Annotated in this window: 22 protein-coding genes; 20 read left to right on the top strand and 2 right to left on the bottom strand. The window is 65.3% G+C overall.

Features of this window, described 5'->3' with window-relative positions; genetic code table 11:
- Positions 1 to 106: 106 nt before the first annotated feature.
- From AC3ANN_RS01490 to AC3ANN_RS01525, 8 genes are all read left to right on the top strand, one after another.
- The gene (locus AC3ANN_RS01490) at positions 107 to 445 is read left to right on the top strand and encodes a hypothetical protein (RefSeq protein ID WP_488339245.1); all 339 of its coding nucleotides are present in this window, start codon (positions 107 to 109) and stop codon (positions 443 to 445) included.
- A gap of 203 nt (positions 446 to 648) precedes the next feature.
- The gene (locus AC3ANN_RS01495) at positions 649 to 1,578 is read left to right on the top strand and encodes an MOSC domain-containing protein (protein ID WP_488339246.1); all 930 of its coding nucleotides are present in this window, start codon (positions 649 to 651) and stop codon (positions 1,576 to 1,578) included.
- A gap of 28 nt (positions 1,579 to 1,606) precedes the next feature.
- Positions 1,607 to 2,596: a PDR/VanB family oxidoreductase gene (locus tag AC3ANN_RS01500; RefSeq protein ID WP_488339247.1), complete on the top strand. Its 990-nt coding sequence runs from the start codon at positions 1,607 to 1,609 to the stop codon at positions 2,594 to 2,596.
- Positions 2,597 to 2,615: 19 nt separating this feature from the next.
- Complete coding sequence (locus AC3ANN_RS01505; protein ID WP_488339248.1) at positions 2,616 to 2,918, top strand: MoaD/ThiS family protein; 303 nt, start codon at positions 2,616 to 2,618, stop codon at positions 2,916 to 2,918.
- Between the two features lie 4 nt (positions 2,919 to 2,922).
- On the top strand, positions 2,923 to 4,110 hold the full coding sequence (locus tag AC3ANN_RS01510) for a ThiF family adenylyltransferase (protein WP_488339249.1): 1,188 nt from the start codon (positions 2,923 to 2,925) through the stop codon (positions 4,108 to 4,110).
- Between the two features lie 11 nt (positions 4,111 to 4,121).
- A complete protein-coding gene (moaA, locus tag AC3ANN_RS01515) occupies positions 4,122 to 5,171 on the top strand; it encodes a GTP 3',8-cyclase MoaA (RefSeq protein ID WP_488339250.1) in 1,050 nt (349 codons plus the stop codon).
- A complete protein-coding gene (locus tag AC3ANN_RS01520) occupies positions 5,168 to 6,439 on the top strand; it encodes a molybdopterin molybdotransferase MoeA (RefSeq protein ID WP_488339251.1) in 1,272 nt (423 codons plus the stop codon). The genes moaA and AC3ANN_RS01520 overlap by 4 nt, the downstream gene beginning before the upstream one ends.
- A gap of 63 nt (positions 6,440 to 6,502) precedes the next feature.
- Positions 6,503 to 6,961, top strand: a complete 459-nt coding sequence (locus AC3ANN_RS01525) for a molybdenum cofactor biosynthesis protein MoaE (RefSeq protein ID WP_488339252.1) — start codon at positions 6,503 to 6,505, stop codon at positions 6,959 to 6,961.
- 32 nt (positions 6,962 to 6,993) lie between these two features.
- Here AC3ANN_RS01525 and AC3ANN_RS01530 read toward each other — a convergent pair whose 3' ends face one another.
- A complete protein-coding gene (locus AC3ANN_RS01530) occupies positions 6,994 to 7,713 on the bottom strand; it encodes a MerR family transcriptional regulator (RefSeq protein WP_488339253.1) in 720 nt (239 codons plus the stop codon).
- Positions 7,714 to 7,756: 43 nt separating this feature from the next.
- Between AC3ANN_RS01530 and AC3ANN_RS01535 the strand changes: the two genes are divergently transcribed.
- Together AC3ANN_RS01535 and AC3ANN_RS01540 are read left to right on the top strand one after the other, a co-directional pair.
- Positions 7,757 to 8,245 carry a DUF6194 family protein gene (locus AC3ANN_RS01535; RefSeq protein WP_488339254.1) on the top strand — a complete coding sequence of 163 codons (489 nt, stop codon included), beginning with the start codon at positions 7,757 to 7,759 and terminating at the stop codon, positions 8,243 to 8,245.
- Positions 8,242 to 9,252, top strand: coding sequence for an IS481 family transposase (locus AC3ANN_RS01540; RefSeq protein WP_488339255.1), 1,011 nt, complete (start codon positions 8,242 to 8,244; stop codon positions 9,250 to 9,252). The genes AC3ANN_RS01535 and AC3ANN_RS01540 overlap by 4 nt, the downstream gene beginning before the upstream one ends.
- A 62-nt stretch (positions 9,253 to 9,314) precedes the next feature.
- Here the strand turns inward: AC3ANN_RS01540 and AC3ANN_RS01545 are convergent, their stop codons facing one another.
- On the bottom strand, positions 9,315 to 10,178 hold the full coding sequence (locus AC3ANN_RS01545) for an inositol monophosphatase family protein (RefSeq protein WP_488339256.1): 864 nt from the start codon (positions 10,176 to 10,178) through the stop codon (positions 9,315 to 9,317).
- 81 nt (positions 10,179 to 10,259) lie between these two features.
- Between AC3ANN_RS01545 and AC3ANN_RS01550 the strand changes: the two genes are divergently transcribed.
- The 10 genes from AC3ANN_RS01550 (at position 10,260) to AC3ANN_RS01595 (ending at position 20,009) form a co-directional block, all read left to right on the top strand.
- On the top strand, positions 10,260 to 10,700 hold the full coding sequence (locus AC3ANN_RS01550; protein ID WP_488339257.1) for a nuclear transport factor 2 family protein: 441 nt from the start codon (positions 10,260 to 10,262) through the stop codon (positions 10,698 to 10,700).
- 70 nt (positions 10,701 to 10,770) lie between these two features.
- Entirely contained in the window at positions 10,771 to 11,745 is a 975-nt protein-coding gene (locus AC3ANN_RS01555; RefSeq protein WP_488339258.1) for an acetamidase/formamidase family protein, read from the top strand.
- A gap of 104 nt (positions 11,746 to 11,849) precedes the next feature.
- On the top strand, positions 11,850 to 12,902 hold the full coding sequence (locus AC3ANN_RS01560) for a substrate-binding domain-containing protein (protein WP_488339259.1): 1,053 nt from the start codon (positions 11,850 to 11,852) through the stop codon (positions 12,900 to 12,902).
- 107 nt (positions 12,903 to 13,009) lie between these two features.
- Positions 13,010 to 14,485, top strand: a complete 1,476-nt coding sequence (locus AC3ANN_RS01565; protein WP_488339241.1) for a sugar ABC transporter ATP-binding protein — start codon at positions 13,010 to 13,012, stop codon at positions 14,483 to 14,485.
- Positions 14,482 to 15,495 (top strand): ABC transporter permease, encoded by a 1,014-nt coding sequence (locus tag AC3ANN_RS01570; RefSeq protein WP_488339242.1) that lies wholly within the window; start codon positions 14,482 to 14,484, stop codon positions 15,493 to 15,495. Before AC3ANN_RS01565 ends, AC3ANN_RS01570 begins: the two co-directional genes overlap by 4 nt.
- On the top strand, positions 15,492 to 16,511 hold the full coding sequence (locus AC3ANN_RS01575) for an ABC transporter permease (protein WP_488339243.1): 1,020 nt from the start codon (positions 15,492 to 15,494) through the stop codon (positions 16,509 to 16,511). The genes AC3ANN_RS01570 and AC3ANN_RS01575 overlap by 4 nt, the downstream gene beginning before the upstream one ends.
- 4 nt (positions 16,512 to 16,515) lie before the next feature.
- Positions 16,516 to 16,911: a TraR/DksA family transcriptional regulator gene (locus AC3ANN_RS01580; RefSeq protein WP_488339260.1), complete on the top strand. Its 396-nt coding sequence runs from the start codon at positions 16,516 to 16,518 to the stop codon at positions 16,909 to 16,911.
- Positions 16,912 to 16,997: 86 nt separating this feature from the next.
- Complete coding sequence (locus AC3ANN_RS01585; RefSeq protein WP_488339261.1) at positions 16,998 to 18,005, top strand: sugar phosphate isomerase/epimerase family protein; 1,008 nt, start codon at positions 16,998 to 17,000, stop codon at positions 18,003 to 18,005.
- A gap of 82 nt (positions 18,006 to 18,087) precedes the next feature.
- Positions 18,088 to 19,371, top strand: a complete 1,284-nt coding sequence (otnK, locus tag AC3ANN_RS01590; protein ID WP_488339262.1) for a 3-oxo-tetronate kinase — start codon at positions 18,088 to 18,090, stop codon at positions 19,369 to 19,371.
- Positions 19,368 to 20,009 (top strand): class II aldolase/adducin family protein, encoded by a 642-nt coding sequence (locus tag AC3ANN_RS01595; RefSeq protein WP_488339263.1) that lies wholly within the window; start codon positions 19,368 to 19,370, stop codon positions 20,007 to 20,009. Before otnK ends, AC3ANN_RS01595 begins: the two co-directional genes overlap by 4 nt.
- Positions 20,010 to 20,019: the final 10 nt, after the last annotated feature.

Below are 20,019 nucleotides of genomic sequence, written 5' to 3' on the forward strand. Positions count from 1 at the left end.
CTCCTGACTGCGCTGCGCCCCTTGCGCCACGGCAAGGGGCGCAGCGCCCCACCCCCAACCCGCCGCGACCCACCTGACCTGCGGATCGCGATGAAAGGAGCACACGATGCCCACCCAGGTATTTGCGACATACCGTCTCCGTGAAGAAACAGACGTCGCCACGTACGAGGAATGGTCCCGGACAGTGGACCAGCCGATCTGCCTCCAGGCAGACTCGTGCCTGTCCTTCAAGGTGTACGTGGTCAAAGGAGGAGATGCCGAGCGGGCGACGTTCAACGTCGTCGAGGACATCGTCGTCGAAAGCTGGGAGGCCTGGCAGGACACGCTCCGATCCGACGAACTGGCCGACATGATGGCGCAGTGGCGACAGCTCGCCGACGAGAGCACGCTGGTCACCGTCTACGCCGAACGCATCCAGCCCACCGAGCCCGACTCCAAGGCCTAGGTGGAACCGGCGATGGTAAAATCACACCGTACCTCTCGGGCGGCCATCCGCATCGAGGGAAGGACTGCGACAGCAGTCGGGGCTGCCACCTCGGGGCCCCGCAAACGTGGAGAACGCCCGCCGTCTCACGTAGACCTTCCCCGATCTGGGTACCTTCTGCGCCAGACCCACGGACGTCTCCTCTCAGAGCTGAGGGAATCGAAATGACGTCTGGAAACGCCTCATCCGCGACCCGGCCGACCACCGTGGGTACGGTCCAGCGGATCTTCCGCTACCCGGTGAAGTCCATGCTCGGCGAAGAGCTGACCAGCGTTCAGGTCGATGAGACAGGGGTGGTCGGCGACCACGTCTGGGCCCTCGTCGACGTGGAAACGGGCAAGCTCGGTAACGCCAAGAACCCGCGCAAGTGGGGGCACCTGCTGAAGTACCGGGCTGAGTACGTCGAAGAACCGGTCAGAGGTGAACCACTGCCGCCCCTGCGGTTCACCTTCCCCGACGGCACCATCGTGCTGAGCACCGATCCCCTCATCGACGACAAGCTGTCCGCCTCAATCGGAATCGAAGTCAGCCTCAAGCGCATGGACGAGGTCGAGTCCACGACATCCGAGATGATCTGGCTCGACATGCTCGGTGACACCTCCTTCTCCGAGAAGGGCAAGCTCAACGAGCGCGGTGAACTGCAGATCGACTTCGACCTCGAGGCGCCGCCGGGCCGTTCCTATGACCTGGGGCATCTCCACATTCTGACAACGTCCTCCATCGCACACGCCAAGGAACTCAATCCCGCCGGAAACTTCGACCCGCGGCGGTACCGGCCCAACTTCGTCATCGACACCACCGGCGACGGGTTCGTCGAAGCCGAGTGGTTCGACAAGGCACTCACCGTGGGTTCCGTGTCGTCCGTCGTGATGATGAACGCCGTCCGATGCATCATGACGACCCTCTCCCACGGTGAGCTTCCGGTTGACCGCGGAACGCTACGCACACTCGTGAAATACAACACAAAACGAGTAGAGCCGATGGGCGACTGGGCCTGCTTCGGCGTCTACGCCGAGGTCACCGAAGTGGGCACGGTCTCGGTGGGAGCTGTCGCTACCGTCACCGACCGTGAGCCCGCCCAGGCCACCGACTGAGTAACGGAAACCTGAAGGAGACAGTCCCATGGTCATTTCGCAATCGCAGGCGGACTCGCCCAGTGCGACAACCGCGGAGCCCTTGGTCCGGGTCCGCGTCGTGGAGCACCGGGTGGAGGCGAGCAACGTCGCCATCGTGACCCTCGAGCCGCTTGACGGCAGCACCCTGCCTTCCTGGACCGCCGGAGCACACATCTCCGTCCGTGCTGGGGACACCGGCATTGTCCGCGAGTATTCACTGTGCGGTTCACCGCGGGACAAGGGCCGCTGGAAAATCGCGGTGCGGCTCGCCGACGACAGCCGCGGCGGCTCCCGCTACATTCATGAGCAGCTCGCCGTCGGTGCCGAAGTGCTGGTGAACCGGCTCTCCAATCACTTCGAGTTCCGGCCGACGGCACGCCCATGCTTCATCGCCGGCGGCATCGGGATCACACCCATCCTGCCCATGGTGGAGGCGGCGAACCGGTACGGCGCCGACTGGAACCTCGTCTATATCGGTCGAGATCGAGCGCACATGCCGTTCCTGGATGCGTTCGAACAGCACGGCGACCGGGTCACCATCATCGAGAGTTCGGTGAGCGGCCGACCGGACATTGCACAGATCGTCACCGCCAACGCCGGATCGCACATCTTCTCGTGCGGTCCGGAACCGCTGCTTGATGGTCTCGCCGCGGCGACCGCCGGCAGCGGCGGAGTAGCGCTGACGGTCGAGCGGTTCACTCCACGGACCATTGAGCTGCCCGAACACGAGATCCCGTTCGAGGTCATCGTCGACTCCACTGGCGAGACAGTGCCCGTGGCGCCCGAGCAGTCCACGCTCGATGCTCTGCTCGCTGCCGGTGTGCGCGTCCCCAATTCCTGCGGGGAAGGCACCTGCGGATCCTGCGAGACGGTTGTCATCGCAGGCGTTCCGGACCACCGCGACTCCATCCTCAGCGAGCAGGAGCAAGCGGAGGGGGAGTACATGTACGTGTGTGTGTCGCGTTCCCGCACGTCCACCCTCACCCTCGACCTGTGAGCGACACCGATCCGCGAGAGTGGCTGCGACGATGACTCGACTGACTGACGAACCCATCGCGCAGCTGGCCGCGACACGTCCGTCGACTGGCGTCGACCTCCGCTTCTTTGCGGCCGCGAAATCGAGCGCGGGCGCGTCCACCGCGCGTTGGGACCTTCGGCCAGGCGACACCATCGAGCTGCTGATCGAACGGAACGGGTTCGGAACTGATCCGGTCTTCCTGCGCAGCTCATTCCTCGTCAACGGCAGCCACGCGACTGCTCGGACTGAACTCCACCCTGGTGACAGCATCGACGTGCTGCCCCCGTTCGCAGGGGGGTGACGACGTGACGGATGCCGCCATCGACCGTGCTGCCACGCCCCCGACGTCCGATGGGGGAGCGATACACATTCCCCTGCGCCGACGAGTGGAGCGCGGCCTCACGTTTGCCGAAACTCGGAGGTACGCCCGGCAGATCTCGATGCCTGAGATCGGAGTCGACGGGCAACTCCGGCTCCTCCACGCCCGGGTGCTTGTTGTCGGTTCCGGTGGCCTCGGGTCGCCCGTCATCGACTACCTCGCACGTGCCGGCGTTGGCGAGCTCGTGATCGTCGATGACGACGCCGTCGCCGAATCGAACCTGCACCGCCAGACAGTACACAACCAAGCGAACATAGGCATGTCGAAGGCGCTGTCGGCGGCGGAAGCCGTAGCGGAGGCGAACCCTCTCGTGGGGGCCACTGTCCACGACGAACGTCTCACCCGCGCCAACGCCGACGGGCTCGTAGCCGAAGTCGACCTGGTCATCGACTGCACCGACAACTATGAGGCGCGGTACCTCATCGCCGATGCCACCACGCGCGCAGGCATACCCTGCATCTGGGGAGCCGTGCTCGGAGCAATCGGGCAGGCCTCCACCTTCTGGGCGGCCGCGCAGACGGGCGCGGTGACTCTACGGGACGTCTATCCTGACGAGCCTTCTGCGACGGAGCTCAACTGCGCAAGCGTCGGTGTGCTCGGGCCACTGTGCGGCATCGTCGCTTCGTGGATGGCCGCGGACGCCATCAAACTGATCGTCGGCTTCGGGGCACCGATGCTAGGACGCCTTCTAGCATTCGACCTGGCCGACGGCACGGTCACCGAAGTCACCTTGCGGCCATCTGCGGGAACGCGTACGCCAACACCCGCCCCTTCTGTGCGTTCGCGCCACGACGACGTCCACTGGGTCGAACCTGCTGAACTGGCAGCGGAACTCGCGGGCGCCCCCTCCCTCACCATCCTCGATGTTCGGGAAGAAGCCGAGCGCGACATCGCCCGGATCGACGGTTCCATCATGCGCCCGCTTTCGGATCTGACCGCGGAGGCCATCGCCACGATTCCGCCCGGACCGCTGGTCGTGCACTGCCACTTCGATGGTCGAGCCCTGAGGGCATACCTGTTGTTGCGTGCGGGCGGAAGACACGACGTGCGGGTCCTGCGCGGCGGAATAGACGCCTGGGCTCGCGAGGTTGACACCCGCCTTGCGCGGTACTGAAGGCTCACGACATGCCCTCATCTCAACCACAGCACGCCGCGAGTCTTCGCGACCGTTACCAACGTGTCGCAACGGACCTGCGCGTTTCCGTGATCGACAAATGCAACCTGCGGTGCGCGTACTGTATGCCGGCCGACGGTCTCCCATGGTTGCCAAAGGCGATGCTGATGACCGCCGACGAGATCGCCCGTCTTGTACGGATCGGGCACCACGAACTCGGCGTGAAAGAACTTCGGCTCACCGGAGGCGAACCGCTGGTCCGTCGCGACCTCGAGCAGATCGTGGGTCAGATCCGTGCCGACTGCCCGACATTGCCGATCTCCATGACGACGAATGCGGTGGGCCTGGACCGCCGTGCGCGGGCACTCCTCGATGCAGGCATGACGCGAGTGAACGTTTCGCTCGACAGCTTGGATCCTCACACCTTCCACGAACTGACACGTCGGCCGTTCCTGGACCAGGTGCTTGCCGGGCTGCGCGCCGCTGACGACGCTGGCTTCGCGCCGATCAAGATCAACGCTGTGCTGCTGCGCGGTGTGAACGACCACGAGGCCCCTCACCTACTGAAGTGGGCGCTTGAACGCGGGCACGAGCTCCGATTCATCGAACACATGCCGCTCGATGGTGACCGAGCCTGGCGGGAGGACCGAGTGGTGAGCGCCGCTGACCTGCGTGAAAGCCTGAGCCGGTTCTACGCTCTGCGTCCTGTGGGAGAGGACAGGGGCGGTGCACCGGCCGAGGTGTTCGATGTGTTTGACCTGGCGGGGGAGGGGCGCGCCATCGGCAGAGTCGGCTTGATTTCCTCCGTCACGGAGCCGTTCTGTGCTGCGTGCACCCGCACTCGCCTCACCGCTGAAGGGCGGGTGCTGTCCTGCTTGTTCTCACACGAGGAGACGGATCTGCTTTCCCTCCTCCGCGACGGGGCCCCCGACTCTGATATCAGCGACGCGTGGCGGGAAGCGATGTGGCGAAAGCCCCGCGCGCACGGCACAGATCGGGCCGGCTTCGCCCTCGAGAGCTTCGTCCAACCGCAGCGCACGATGAGTGCAATCGGCGGATGACTGCTGCGCCGCCTTCGCCAGCCGACGCTTTCTCACGACGGCCTGTCGCTGACCATCGCGCCGCCATCGAGGCTCTTGTCGCCACGATCCGGCGGGGGAACGAACGCCTCCCGGTGGGCGACCCGGACATCTCCCGGGGGCGCTGTCTCGGATCGGACTTCATCGCGCCGTCTGCCCTCCCGCCATTCGACAACAGTCAGATGGATGGTTTCGCGGTGCGCACAAGCGATATCGCACACGCCCGATCCGAAACGCCGGTCGACCTTCCCGTGACGGGGCACATCGCTGCTGGCGATTCGCCGGGGACACTGCCGGAAGGGCAGGCGTGGGCAGTCATGACCGGTGCACCCATCCCGGCCGGAGCCGACGCGGTCGTGCCTATCGAGGTCTCCGGACTTGCCGCGTTTCCCGCCGGAGCGTCAGGGCAACGCATCCGCATCTCTTCGCCGCTGGCCGGTGGCACCTTCATCCGCCGTGCAGGCAGCGACGCCGCTGAGGGCGAGCATCTGCTCACTGCGGGCGCCGCGCTGACGCCCGCAGCCATCGCGAGTATGGCGGCCGCTGGCCTCACGCACATCCCCGTCCGCCGCCGTCTGCGTGTGCTCGTCGTGGCTACCGGAAGTGAACTCCGTCCAGGGCGCACCAACCTGTGGGGCTCGATCCCGGACGCGAACACGCCCGGCCTGCTCGCGGTCCTGCGGGATGCGGGAGCTGAGGCCGTCTCGTCGGGCCCGGTCCCGGACGACCCCGAAACCTTGCTCGACATCCTCACCGCGCACGCGCCTGACGTGGACCTCGTGGTCACAGCTGGCGGTGTCAGTAGAGGTGCACATGAAGTGGTGCGCGAAGCGCTCGGGCACCGAGGTGTGGCCTTCGGCACCGTGGCCATGCAACCGGGCGGCCCTCAGGGCGTGGGTGTGGCGGAACTGGGGAAAGCTCGTCTGCCCGTGATCGCGTTGCCTGGGAATCCGGTGTCCGCGCTGGTCAGCGCGGAGGTCTTCCTCCGGCCAGCGCTGCGTGGTGCAGACGGATGGTGGCCGGACCGTCCGGTCATCACCGCGCCCTTGGCGACCGATGTGGAGTCACCGCCCGGCCGTGAGCAGTTCCGGCGAGGACGGCTGAATGCTGGACAGGTCGAGCTCATCGGCGGACCCTCCTCGCATCTGCTCGCCTCATTCGCGCGCTCGACCCTCCTGGTTAGAATCCCCGCCGACAGCGAACGCGTGTCGGCAGGGGAACTTGTCGAGGCGTGGCGCATTGACATCTGACGGCACCGGCACTCGTATTCCGCACCAGCAAATCAGCCTCCAACGCGTTCGGAGAAACCGCGCATGATCAATAAACCGCTCACTACGGCCGATCCGGCAGATCGCGTTCGAGCCGCGTTCATCAGCGACAAGCCGATCTCGTCGCGTCTGCTGAGTGCGGATCTAAGCGTGCCGACAGCCGGAGCGTGCGTGTCGTTCGACGGTGTGGTGCGCGACCACGATGAGGGTCGTGCGGTCACCGGGCTCCGGTACTCCGCGCACCCGACCGCCGACGCTGTGCTGCAGGCAGTGGCCGCCCAGATCGCAGCGGCTCACCCCGAGGTCTCGCTCTGCGTGGCCCACCGAGTGGGAGCGCTGACAGTAGGGGAGTGCGCCCTTGCCTGCGTGGTGTGGTCCGCTCATCGAGGGGATGCGTTCGGGGCCTGCATGGCGCTGGTGGACGCCATCAAAGCGAACGTCCCCATCTGGAAGGAGCAGGCCTTCGCGGACGGCCGCACGGAGTGGGTAAACGCCATCGGCTAGCTGTTGCTGGCCATTACGTTGTTGACGACGGGTTAGCTCAACAGGTCCGCGAGGTCCGTGCCAGCGCGGAGGAGCGCGGAGGAGCGGGCCGCGGTGCTCTGCAGCCTGTCGTGGAGGGCCTCGCGTGCGTCGCCGGTGTCACCGAGTTCTCGCAGCGATGTCATGACGGCGCTGACGGCCGGGATGCGATATCCGCCGGCGCGGAGGGCTGTGACGATCCGGGCGTCGCTGACTGCCTTGGGCGGGTAGCGACGCGCGCCGAGGGGTTGTTCACGATCTGGGGTGATGAGCCCCTGACGCTCCCAGAAGCGGAGAGTGGACGAGCGCACGCCGAGGGCAGCGGAGAGTTCGGTGATGCTCATCGTGTCTGTCGGCGCCGAGGGCGCGTCGTGGGCTCCTTCCTCCATGATCGCGTCCAAGGCACTGAGCGCGGCGATGGCGTCGTTGCGGGCGCGGGCGAGGTCGACGTGCAGCGCGACGATGTGGGCGATGGCTTCGTCGAACGGCAGATGACGTATCTCGCGCATCGTCGCGCGGGCGACCACGGGCCCAACTGCGATCGCCAGCTGACGGTATGCGCGTAGCGCGGTCGCGTGGGCGTCGGTGAACTGTCGGTATCCGTTGGGCTGCCGCAGCGCGGGCGGTATCACGCCGAGGTGTTCGAGGTCTCGGATCTGCTGGACTGAGTAGCCCGAGGCGATGGCGAGAAGACTCGTCGAGTAGCGCGTTACGTTGCCGACGTCAGCGTCCATCCGCACCAACCCTCCATAAGCAGTTCAAGTTCACACTCGAACCATGACTATGGAAGAGATTCTGGCGGAACTCCGCACCTACGAAGGTCTACTCGAACTCGCCCCACTGCCCGGGAACGCGCACCCGGAGGTCTCGTGGGGCGACTACTTCTTCTACTACTCCCCAGATGGGCTCGTGCCCCGGAACCGCCAGCCCTACGCAACGATCGTGACTAAGGATTACCCGGACGACGCCAAGTCTCGTCTCGATGACGATGATCGCTGGCGGCTGAACATTCACGTCGGACCAGCGGTGTTCCACGAACTCCTTGGATACCCACCCGAGCAGATCGCTGGCAATGGCGTGGACTACAGCACTACCGACGCGTTCCTCCCTCATCCCCTCTACGGGGCATATGGGTGGATTTGCATCGTGAACCCCGGGCGCGCAACCACGGGCCGCGCGCTCGAGGCCCTCCGCGTCGCACACCAGGATGACCGGCGACGAGTCGAACGCCGGAAGGGCCGGACTGACGAATCGCGAGCCGAATGAGCATCAAAGTTCACCAGAACGCGCCTCTAACGATTGAAGGGCGGCAGCGGCTTGTCGAGCGTTGCCGCAGCCGTCCGATTGCGCACGTCGCCGCGGAGATGGGCATCTCCCGTGCGACCGCGTCGAAGTGGGTCAATCGTTATCAGAAGTTCGGCGCGACCGGTCTCCTCGACCGCTCCTCGACACCACTCCGCCAACCCACTGCCACCGGAGGCGCGGTCGTTGCCCGCGTCGAGCGGATGCGTCGAGAACGCAAATGGTCGGCGGCGCGGATCGAGTTCGAGCTCGCCCTCGAAGGCACCGAGATCAGCCGCCGCACGATCTCGCGCATCCTGCTCCAACTCGGACTCAATCGAAGGCAATACATCGACCCGAACGGAGAGGCCAATCGCGCATCGCGGCCAATCGTCGCGGAACGCCCTGGGCACATGGTGCATCTCGATGTGAAGAAGGTCGGTCGCATTCCCGACGGCGGAGGCTGGCGAATCCACGGGCGAAACAGTCCGGAAGCTCGCGCCGTCGAACGAACCAAGAAGCGTGGCACCCGACGCGGATATGTTTATCTCCACTCTGCAGTCGACGGGCACACCCGACTTGCCTACACAGAAGCCCTCGACGATGAGAAGGGCGTCACCGCAGCCGACTTCCTCGCCCGCGCGAAAACCTGGTACGCAGCGCACGGGATCACCTCAATCGAGCGCATCGTCACGGACAACGGCGCGTGCTACCGCTCCAAGGCGTTCGCCGACGCGGTGCTGCCAGCGAGGCACCAGCGGATCACGCCCTACACGCCACGCCACAACGGGAAAGTCGAGCGCTACAACCGGATCCTCGCCGAGGAGTTTCTCTACGCCCGTGCCTGGCACTCGGAGCGAGAACGCGCCGATGGTCTCGTGCTATGGAATCTGCACTACAACTATCACCGACCCCACGGCGCACACGACGGACAGCCGCCCGCATCAACAGCCCCCGCCACCGTCAACAACGTCATGGCCTCATACAGCTAGCGGCGCAGCAGAGCATTCGGGCACACTGCGAGTCCGCGGCGGGGGCCTCCCTCCCACCCTGGTTACGGCGCGGTACTGTCCGCAACGCCCTGACGCCACGCCTTCCACGCGTCCACCGCCACGGCCGGTGCCGCCACCAACAGGCCGGTGGAGGGCAGCCCGTCCGTGTCACCGTCCACCCCCATCAGCCGATACCCGCCTTCTTTGGCGATGACGAGCCCTGCCGCCAAATCCCAGCTGTTGTGGCGAGCAGGGAGGATCGTCACGGCGGCCCGGCCGAGCCCGGCATGGGCGAGAGCCAGTGCACAGGAACCGATGATGCGAACGGTCCCCTGGCTACGCACCGTCCAGTCAAGGAACTGATCAAATCCCGGCCACCGGTGGAATCCACCAGACCACTCCGTGAGCACGACATGGCCGGCGACTGTCGTCGCGAGAGCAGGCACGAGGGCGGCCCCACCGTTGACACGCACGCCGAGGCCGCGCGCTGCAGAGACCGTTTCATCGCGATAGAGATCGTGCACCACGCCGATGACGGGGCCGAACTTGTCGACCGCGCCAATGCTCACGGAGACGCTTCCCAGCCCAAACACGAAGTTCGTGGTCCCGTCTATCGGATCGACATGCCAGACGAGAGGAGCCACGTCCGCATCCCCATGTGAGGCAAGTTCCTCGCCGATGATTGCGTGGTCCGGATACCGAGACGTGATCGCCTGACGGATGAGCGCTTCGCTCTCGACATCTATTGGAGTCACCCAGTCGGCCACGTGCGCTTTCGTTGTGGCATCCGCGGGATCCAACGCTGCGCGGCGGGCCCGCATACCAACCTTCCGCGCTAGGCGCTCAGCGAACTTGAGGAGCTCGGGCAGGTCATCTCGGCGTGCAGTGTCTTTGTTCTCGCCCGTTCGCGGATGCGTCCAACCCATCCCTCAAGCCTCCTCTGCGCGCTCGTTCTTCTTCTCCAGATGAGGCTAGACGACTCAGTCATCTGGTCATATGATGATGGCATGACTATTGAGACACCCGCCGCAACGCCCACCGAGCGCCGTAGCCCCATCAGCTCCGGCGAGTGGACGGAAGCCGACCTTCGCGAGTTCCTGGACGCATTCAACCGCCACGACATCGACCGCATCATGGAGTACTTCGCCGATGACTGCGTGCTCGAGACGCCTCGTGGCGAGAACCATTGGGGCAACCGCTACGTCGGACATGACGCCGTGCGCGAGATCCTCACCTACCGGTTCGGCTGGCTGCCCGACATGCACTACGGCAATGAAGAGCACTTTGCCATGGGCAAGTTCGGAGTCTCACGCTGGGTGATCACCGGTAACTCCGTCGAAGGAGATCGCATCGAGGTTCAGGGCTGCGACCTCATGGCCCTCGACGACAACGGCTTCATCTCGCACAAGGACTCTTACTGGAAGATCATTCTTCCCAGCGGCCGGTAGTCCGCGACGTGGCGGCCTGACTGGGCGCCGCTGAATCAAACTCATCACTTCCAGAAGATTGGAGCTCATTGTGAGCGACGTGAAGCGGATCTCGCGTGAAGACGCGACCTCCTACGAATACGCGGTCAAGGAACCGCAGCTGCGCGTGGCGCAGGGTGAGCCGTTCGTGATGGAGACGCGTGATGCGCTCGACGGCCGCATCCGGAAGACCACCGATCTCCTCAACGAGGAGACTCTCGGGCACATCTTCACAGACGGCTTCTCCAACCCGTCCGCCGGCCCGGTCTTCGTGGAAGGCGCACAGCCGGGCGACACGCTGGTCGTCGACATTCTCGACATCGTTCCTGGACCGGTCGGCTTCGTAGCCACACAGGGAGGCGTTGGCGCACTCGTCGGCAGCAAGTACGCCGAACTGGCCCAGCCATACACTGAACTGGTCGAGCACCGCCCGGGACCGAGCGGCACCACGTCGGACGGCACCGCTCATCTCACCAACGGCGCCAGCTGGCCGCTGGAACCTCACATCGGCGCGCTTGGACTCGCTCCCAGGCGACCCGAGCAGGGCTTCGACACCTTCACCATGCAGAGCCGTTTCGGCGGAAACCTCGACGTGGTCGACATCAAGAAGGGCCATCGGATCTTCTACCCGGTCGCTCACGAGGGCGCGTTGCTGTACGTCGGCGACGTCCAGGCCAGCCAGGCGACGGAGTTCGCGGGCTCTGCGGACGAGACCGAGGCCGATGTCACCCTGTCGTGCTCGGTGATCAAGGGTAAGCAACCGCCGTTCGTCCGGATCGAGACGCCGACCCACCTCATCCAACTCGCCTCGCAGCGTCCGTGGGAGGACGCGGTGCGGCAGGCGCACCTCTGGCTGCTCGACTGGCTCGTCGAGGACTACGGGGTCGACCCGAAGGATGCGATCACGCACTTCAACGGGAACGGTGGCGTTCAGGTGCGGGTGTACTGCACGTACCTCAGCGAGAAGACCAAGGGCGCCGTGGGTGTGCAGTTCCCCAAAGCCAGCCTGAAAAGCTCACAGCAGTAAGACCAGGCGATAGGCGGCCGTGCCGCTGCCCACCCCGACATGTCGTCGGACAACCCGAACGGTTCCTCGCACGGCGAGGACCACAAGTACAAGGAAGTACCAAGATGAAGAAGTCTCGTGCACTGGGCGTCCTCATTGGAGGGCTCGTCCTCACTTCCCTCGCAGCGGCAGGGTGCAGCAGCGGCGGAGGATCCGCCGCCCCTGCCGGCGATGGAGAGGACTCGCAGCTCGTTGTAGGCATCAGCAACACGGTCGCCGGCAACGGCTGGCGGGAAGAGATGATCTGCTCCATCAAGGCGGAGGCTCTTGCGAGCGGCAAAGTTTCCAAGGTCATCACCATCAGCAAGAACGGTGGCCCCACCGAGCAGATCCAGGACCTGCAGAACCTGGTCTCCCAGGGTGTCGACATCCTCGTGGTGAACCCCTCCGACCCGGAGAAGCTCAACTCGATCATCGCCGAGGCCGATGCCCAGGGCATTACGGTCGTGGCAGTTGACTCCGCCGTCACCGCCCCCGAAGCCCACGTGGTCACCAACGACCAGGTCGCGTGGGGAGAGCTGGAGATGCGCAAACTCGCCGAGATGATCGGTGGCGAGGGCGATGTCCTCTACATGCGTGGCATCCAGGGTGTGCAGGCAGACATCGACCGTGACACCGGTGTGAAGGCTGCGCTGGAGGACTACCCGGGCATCACGCTCAAGGAAGTCTGGACCGGATGGGACTACACCAAGGGCGGGGAGATCGCCGTGCAGGAGTTCAGCGCCAAGCAGTACGACGCAGTCTGGACCTCCGGCGTGGAGTACACCGTCGTCAACGCCCTGGAGACTGCTGGCGCAGAGGCCGTGCCGGTTGGTGGGCAGGAGTCGAACGAGTTCGTCAAGCAGCTTTCCGAAGGTGCCCCGGGTGTCATCGTGACAAACCCGGCCATCATCGGCGGCGCGGCGCTCAATGTGGCTCTGAAGGTCGCGGCAGGCGAGGAAGTGGAGCGCGACGTGAAGCTCACTCCCGAGGTGTTCACCCCTGAGGAGAACGCTGAAGAGATCGCCGATCTCTACATCCCCGGCCAGGACCCGACGTTCATCACGACGACGGAACTCGACGGGCTGACCTCCTTCACGAAGGACCAGCTCCTGGCTTGCAAGGGTCCCGGCGAGTAATCGCTGACGCCTGAACAATACGAACCCGGCAGGCGACCGCATCGTTGGTTGGTGCGGTCGCCACGCCGGGGGCGTGGGCGAGGTAGACGGAGGTTGGGAGAGGGCTGATGGTGGAGCCGTTGCTTACTGCTACGGGTGTGTCTAAGTCGTATGGCGCGGTGCGCGCTTTGAAGTCCGTGGACTTGGAGGTGCGCCCCGGTGAGGCGCACGCGCTGCTGGGTGCGAACGGTGCGGGTAAGTCGACGTTCGTGAAGATCCTGACCGGGGTCGTCGGGCTGGATGCGGGGACGCTGGAGATGGACGATGGTCCGCTCGCGCTCGCGAACCCGCATAAGGGTCTGGCGCGTGGCATCGCGTCGGTGTTCCAGGATCCCGCGCTCATTCCCGATTTGACGGTGATTGAGAACTGTCAGCTCACCGGCAGCTCGGTGCCGCGCGTGCGCGCGGAGCTGGAGAAGATGGGTCTAGGCGAACTAGACCTGCGCGAGAAGGCGAGCCGGATTCCGCTGCCGTTTCAGCGGATGATCGATCTGGCGCGGGCGCTGAGCCATGAGCCGCGACTGCTGATCCTCGACGAGATCACGGCGGCGCTGCCCCGTGACCTGGCGGAGAAGGTCTTCGATGTGATGGCTGAGCAGGTCTCCCGCGACCGGGCGGTGCTGTTCATCTCTCATCGTCTGGACGAGGTGATCCGGTACTGCACGATGTGCACGGTTTTCCGCGACGGTTACACCGTCGCCACGTTCGCTCCCACGGAGGGTGGTGAACGCCGCATCGTCGCCTCCATGCTCGGTGAGGAGGCCGCCGTTGACCGGTCGGACTTCATCGAGCGTGCTCCCGTCGAACTCGGCGACACCTTTCTCAAAGCGGAGCTGGTGTCCAGTGGCCTGGCTGAGGATGTCACCTTCGATGTTCGTGCGGGCGAGGTGGTGGGCATCATCGCGTTGGAGGGGCAGGGGCAGGATGATCTGTTCTCTTGCTTGGCGGGGCAGACCCGGCTCCGTTCGGGTGCGGTGACGTTGCGGGGGACCCAGCTGAAGGCTTCGCATCCGGCTGACGCGATCCGCAAGGGGCTCGTTCTGGTGCCCAGTGACCGGTTGATGGCGTTGCTGCCGCAGCGTCCGGTGCATGAGTCGATTGCGTTGCCGCTTCATGCACCGTTGCGTAAGTGGGGGCCGTTCAGTCTCACGAAGGAACGCAAGGTTGTCTCCTCGGTGATCGACCGGTTGTCGATTGATACGCGTGCGGCGGCGCAGAGCCGCCGGCTGTCTGGTGGTAATCAGCAGAAGCTGACGATTGGCCGGTGGTTGGCGGCAGGCTTCGACACGATCCTGCTGTTCGACCCCACCCGGGGGATCGATATCGGTGCGAAGCATCAGATCTATGACCTGGTGCGTGATCTGGCGGCCGATGGCAAGGCGGTCCTGATGTATACGAGTGAGCTGCGTGAGGCGAACTTGGTGTGTGACCGGATCCTGGTGCTTCGCCGGGGAACCATCGTCGGGGAGTTGAACCCCCGGGCTACTGAGAAAGAGATGCTGAACGCCATGTATGGCGTCGTCGAAGAGGAGGTCAGCGAATGAGCGCGCCACCCCCCGCTCTGGTCTCGACCACGAGTCTGCCGGTCCCGTCCACACCGTTGCAGCGGTTCCGTGAGCGATACGGCTGGGTTGTTGCCATCGCGGTGCTGTTGATCGTGTTGGTGTTCTGGCGGGCCAGTCAGCTGCCGATGTTCGGTGGTTTCGCGGTCCGCACGATCACGGCCGGGTCGCTGTCTCTCGCACTGGTGGCTGTCGCCCTCGGTGTGGTGGTCATCACCGGCGGGTTCAACTTCGCTGTCGGGTCGATGGTCGTCTTCATCAACTGCTTCTCGGCCTGGCTGATGGAAGGACAGGGCCTGGTCGCGTGTCTGCTGATCGCGTTGCTGTCCATCGTGCTGGCCGTGGTGGTGTCCGCGCTGATGGGGTGGATCTCGGTGATCTCCGGGGTGCCCGACATCGTGGTCACCCTGGCGATGAGCTTCATCCTTCCCGGGGTGGCGTTGATGATCCTGGGTGGGCCGGGTGGGGGCACCTCGCCGGAGTTCGTGAGCCTGATCGTGGGTGACTTCTCCAACCCGCTGCCGTCGCTGCTGTGGCTGATCGTTCCGCTGCTGCTGGTGTGGTTCCCGCTCTCGCGCAGCCGTTATGGGAAGGCGCTCTACGCCATCGGAAGCGACAAGCAGGCCGCGTTCCTAGCCGGTGTGAACGTGGGACGCACCCGCGTGCTCGCCTACGCCGTGTCCGGGTTCTTCTGCGGCCTGGCCGGCATCGTCACCACCGCCTACACCGCCAGCGGGGAACCGCGAGCGAGCATCGGCCTGGGGCTGCTGCTGAGCGCCGTCGCCGCGGTCGTCCTCGGCGGCATCGCCCTGCAAGGCGGCACCGGCGGCATGATCGGCCCCGTGCTGGCCGCCTTCATCCTCAGCCTGATCCCCGCCCTGATGCTCGGCCTGGGAATCGACCCGAACACCGCCGAGACCGTCCGCGGCGTGATCCTCATCATCGTCGTCCTCATCGGCGGCTGGCTACAGACACGAAGGAGAGTGTCATGAACGCGAACCTCAAGGCCGAGGCAACCCCGCCGGCCACCAGCACCGAACCACGACCCAAGCGCAGCCTGGGCGAGACCCTCCGCCGTCAACCCGTCCTGGTGCTGGGCCTGGTCTTCATCGTGCTCTACATCATCACCGGGCTGCTGGACCCCACGATGTTCTCCGCCGCGGGAGTGCGCTCCATCCTGCTGCTGGCCGCCCCACTGGGCATCTTCGCCGCCGCGCAAACCCTGGCCATGCTCACCGGCGGCATCGACATGAGCATCACCATGACCGCCAACCTCGCCGCCTACGTCGCCGCGAACTTCGCCGGCGCCAGCCAGCTCGAAGCCCTCGCATTCGCGTTCGGCATCGGCCTGATCGTCGGCGTCCTCAACGGCATCGGCATCGGCGTGTTTAAAGTCAACGCGCTGATCATGACCCTCGGCGTCTCCTCCATCCTCCTCGGACTGACCATCGTCGGAATGAAAACCGGAGGCATCCTGGCCGGATCCAAAGACATCCTCCCCATCGTGTCCTACCTTGGCGGCGGATCCCTCATCGGACCCATCCCCGCCAGCGCCCTGGTCTGGATCCCCCTCTCCATCGCCCTGATCTGGGGACTCAAGCAAACCGGACTCGGACGAGCCATCTACGCCATCGGCGACAACCCCACCGCCAGCCGACTCGGCGGCATCCGCGTCCCCCTGGTCCTCATCGCCGTCTACGCCATGTCCGGACTGCTCGCCACTCTCGGCGGGCTGCTGTTCTCCGGCATCTCCTCCTCCATCGGACCCGACCAAACCAACGGCTACCTCCTACCCGCCATCGCCGCCGTCGTCATCGGCGGAACCTCCATCCTCGGCGGCATCGGCGGCTACGGCGGCACCATCATGGGCGTCCTCATCCTCACCCTCCTCAACCGCCTCCTCCTCACCCTGGACACCAGCGAAGCGATGAGACAAATCATCTTCGGCGCCATCGTCCTCGCCCTCGCCTGGGTCTACGTCCGCATCTCCGGCCAACGCACCACCTAAACCCATGACCCCCTCGACTCACCTGAAAGATGCGAACTCTCGCGATGTCACCGGAGACGATCTGCGGGCTTTGCTGGAGATCCTTCGACATGACGCTGCCGACCGGCTGTCGGAGCTGGTTGACGCCATAAGGCTGCTCCGGGCCAGCCGAGAGGTCGATGTCGCCGACGACGAGCACGACCCGGAGGGTGTGACGCTGTCCACAGAATGGTCGCGATCAGCCGGCCTGCGCGACGCCGCGCGCAGCGAGCTCGACCAGATCGACGATGCGCTGCGGCGATTGGACGCTGGCACGTACGGCGTCTGCGCCGACTGCGGTGCGGCGATCCCCCTCGAACGCCTGCGCGTGCGTCCGTTCGCCTCGAGATGCGTGAGCTGCGCCGAACGCGCAGGGACCTGAACCGCGCGCGGTGCCCCTCACTGTGATCGCCTACCGCGGCTCCCGAGCGCCTCATCACTGCTGAACCCATACGAAAGAAGGAACCGATGACTCGACCGATCACTCTCTTCACTGCCCAGTGGGCAGACCTGCCGTTCGAGGAGGTTGCTCGGCTCGCCGGTGAATGGGGATACGACGGTCTGGAGATCGCGTGCTGGGGTGACCACATCGACGTCTCGCGATGGGACGACGACGACTACGTCCATTCGCGACTGGACATCCTAGAACGCAACGGGCTGAAGGTCTTCACGATCTCCAATCACCTCACCGGCCAGGCTGTATGCGACGATCCCATCGACGAGAGACACCGAGACGTCCTCTCCGACCGAGTGTGGGGGGACGGTGACCCCGAGGGGGTCCGGCAACGTGCCGCAGAGGACATGAAGGATACGGCCCGCTTCGCCGCCAAGCTCGGTGTGTCCACTGTGGTCGGTTTCACTGGATCCTCGATCTGGAAGTCCGTCGCCATGTTCCCCCCGGCCTCGGACGAGTGGATCGCCGCCGGCTACCGTGACTTCGCCGAACGGTGGTCACCGATCCTCGACGTTTTCGAGGAGGTGGGCGTGCGTTTCGCTCTCGAAGTGCATCCCAGCGAGATCGCCTACGACTACTGGACGGCCAAGAAAACGCTCGAAGCGATTGAGTACCGGCCCTCGTTCGGGTTGAACTTCGACCCGTCCCACTTCATGTGGCAGCAGCTTGACCCCGTGGCGTTCATCCTGGACTTCACGGACCACATTTTCCACGTCCACATCAAGGAGTCGGTCACCAACCTCGACGGGCGCAACGGCATCCTCGGATCCCACCTGCCGTGGGCAGATATGCGACGCGGCTGGACATTCGTCTCCACCGGGCACGGTCAAGTGCCGTGGGAGCGGATCTTCCGCGCTCTCAACACCATCGGCTACGACGGACCAACGAGCGTGGAGTGGGAAGACGCCGGCATGGACCGACTCGACGGCGCACCCGAAGCGCTGGCATTCGTGCGCCGCATGAACGCCATCGCCCCGCCCGCAGCTGCCTTCGACTCGGTGTTTTCCACGAAACGCTCCTGACGCACCGAGACGCCGCACATTGCTTCCGCTAGACGTCAGGTCATATGATGACCAGACAAGATCGACTCCTGAGGGGACAGACATGACGATGAGGCTCGGCGCTATTGCCGACGACTTCACCGGCGCGACCGACTTGGCGAACAACCTCGTTCGTTCAGGAATGCGGACGATGCAGACCATCGGGGTGCCGTCGACGGAGGAACTGCACGCCGTCGATGCGGACGCTGTCGTCATCGCGCTCAAGTCCCGAAGCGCGCCGGTTCAGGAGGCTGTGGAGGAGTCCCGACGTGCGGCGGAAGCGCTTCTGGACGCGGGAGCGGGGCAGATCTACTTCAAGTACTGCTCGACGTTCGATTCGACCCCCGAAGGAAACATCGGGCCAGTAATCGACTCGCTCCTCGACACGGTCGGCGCGGATTACACCGTCGCTGTGCCCTCGTTCCCGGCGGTGGGACGGACCGTCTACCAGGGGCACCTCTTCGTTGGCGACCGGCCGCTCAACGAGACCGGCATGCGGCATCACCCGCTGACCCCCATGGATGACGCCGACATCGTCCGGGTCCTGCAGAAGCAGACTGTTCATTCGGTAGGGCTCGTCAGCGAAGCAACGGTGCTGGCCGGCGCCGGTGCGGTGGCTCAAGCCGTGCAGCAGCTCCATGAAACGGAGGGCGTGCGGGTCGCCGTCATCGACACCGTACGTGACGAGGACCTCCTCACTCTCGGTTCGGCGTTCAGCGACCTCCCCCTCGTGACCGGCGGGTCAGGGCTCGGCCTGGGGCTTGCTCCCAGTTGGTCTTTCGCCTCATCGCGGGACGCGGGGCGGCTCCCGGTCGCCTTCGGCCACCAAGTAGTCATCGCGGGGTCCGCGTCTCGCGCAACCCAAGGTCAGGTCGACGCGTTCATCAAGACCGGCGCGCCGTCCTTCGCCATCGACTTGGAGAAGCTCGCGCAGGGCGTCGATGTCGTTCCGGAAGTCCTCGCTGCCACAGCCCTGCACCTCGGTCAGGGACCCATCCTGGTCTACTCGACCCGTTCCGCCGAGGCGGTCCGGGCGTTCCAGTCCCTTGTCGGTGTCGAACGAGCCAGTGAGCTGATCGAGTCCACGCTCGGCCGGATCGCCTCTGGGCTAGTGGACCGAGGCGCTGGCGCGCTCCTCATCGCGGGTGGCGAGACCTCCGGCGCCGTCGTCAACGCTCTCGGCATCCGGTCCCTGCAGATCGGTGCCCAGATCGATCCCGGCGTGCCCTGGTGCGCCGCTACGAGCAACGGCCGACTGATTCACATCGCGCTCAAGTCCGGGAACTTCGGGCAGCCCGACATCTTCACGCGAGCTTTCCACGCTTTGGACTGGGAGGACTGGCCGTGACATCCGACCTGCGAACCGAGATCGTGCGGGTGGGCCGAAGCCTGTTCGAGCGGGGGTATGTACACGCCTCGGCAGGAAACATCAGCGTCCGCCATCCTGAGGGTTTCGTCATCACACCGACAGACGCGGTCCTAGGCTTCCTGCGCGAAGAAGACCTTGCAGGATGCGACCAACAAGGCCAGCAGCAGAACGGGTTGCGGGCGAGCAAGACGCTCACCTTGCACCGCCGCATCTACGCGGAGATCCCGGATGCTCACTGCATCATCCACACTCACGCCACCAATCTCGTCGCACTCACGCTTGCCGGCCCATGGACGGCGAACGACATCCTCCCTCCCATCACTCCCTACTACGTGATGAAAGTGGGGCATACCCCGCTCATCCCGTACCGGCGCCCCGGCGACCCTGTCATGGCGGACCTCGTCGCCGAGCGCATCCACGAGAACCCGCGCCTGCGCGCGGTGATGCTCGACCGTCTCGGCCCTGTGGTGTGGGGGTCCACGCCCGCCGAAGCCATGGCGACCCTCGAAGAACTGGAGGAAACCGCGCGGATCTGGCTCCTGTCAGGGTGCAGCGCCCCGAGCCTTCCCTTCCGTGCGCTGCGCGACCTGGCCGACACTTTCGGCGCGACGTGGTGAGGGAACCAGC

This window comes from Microbacterium sp. STRO-2N, from assembly GCF_057747775.1.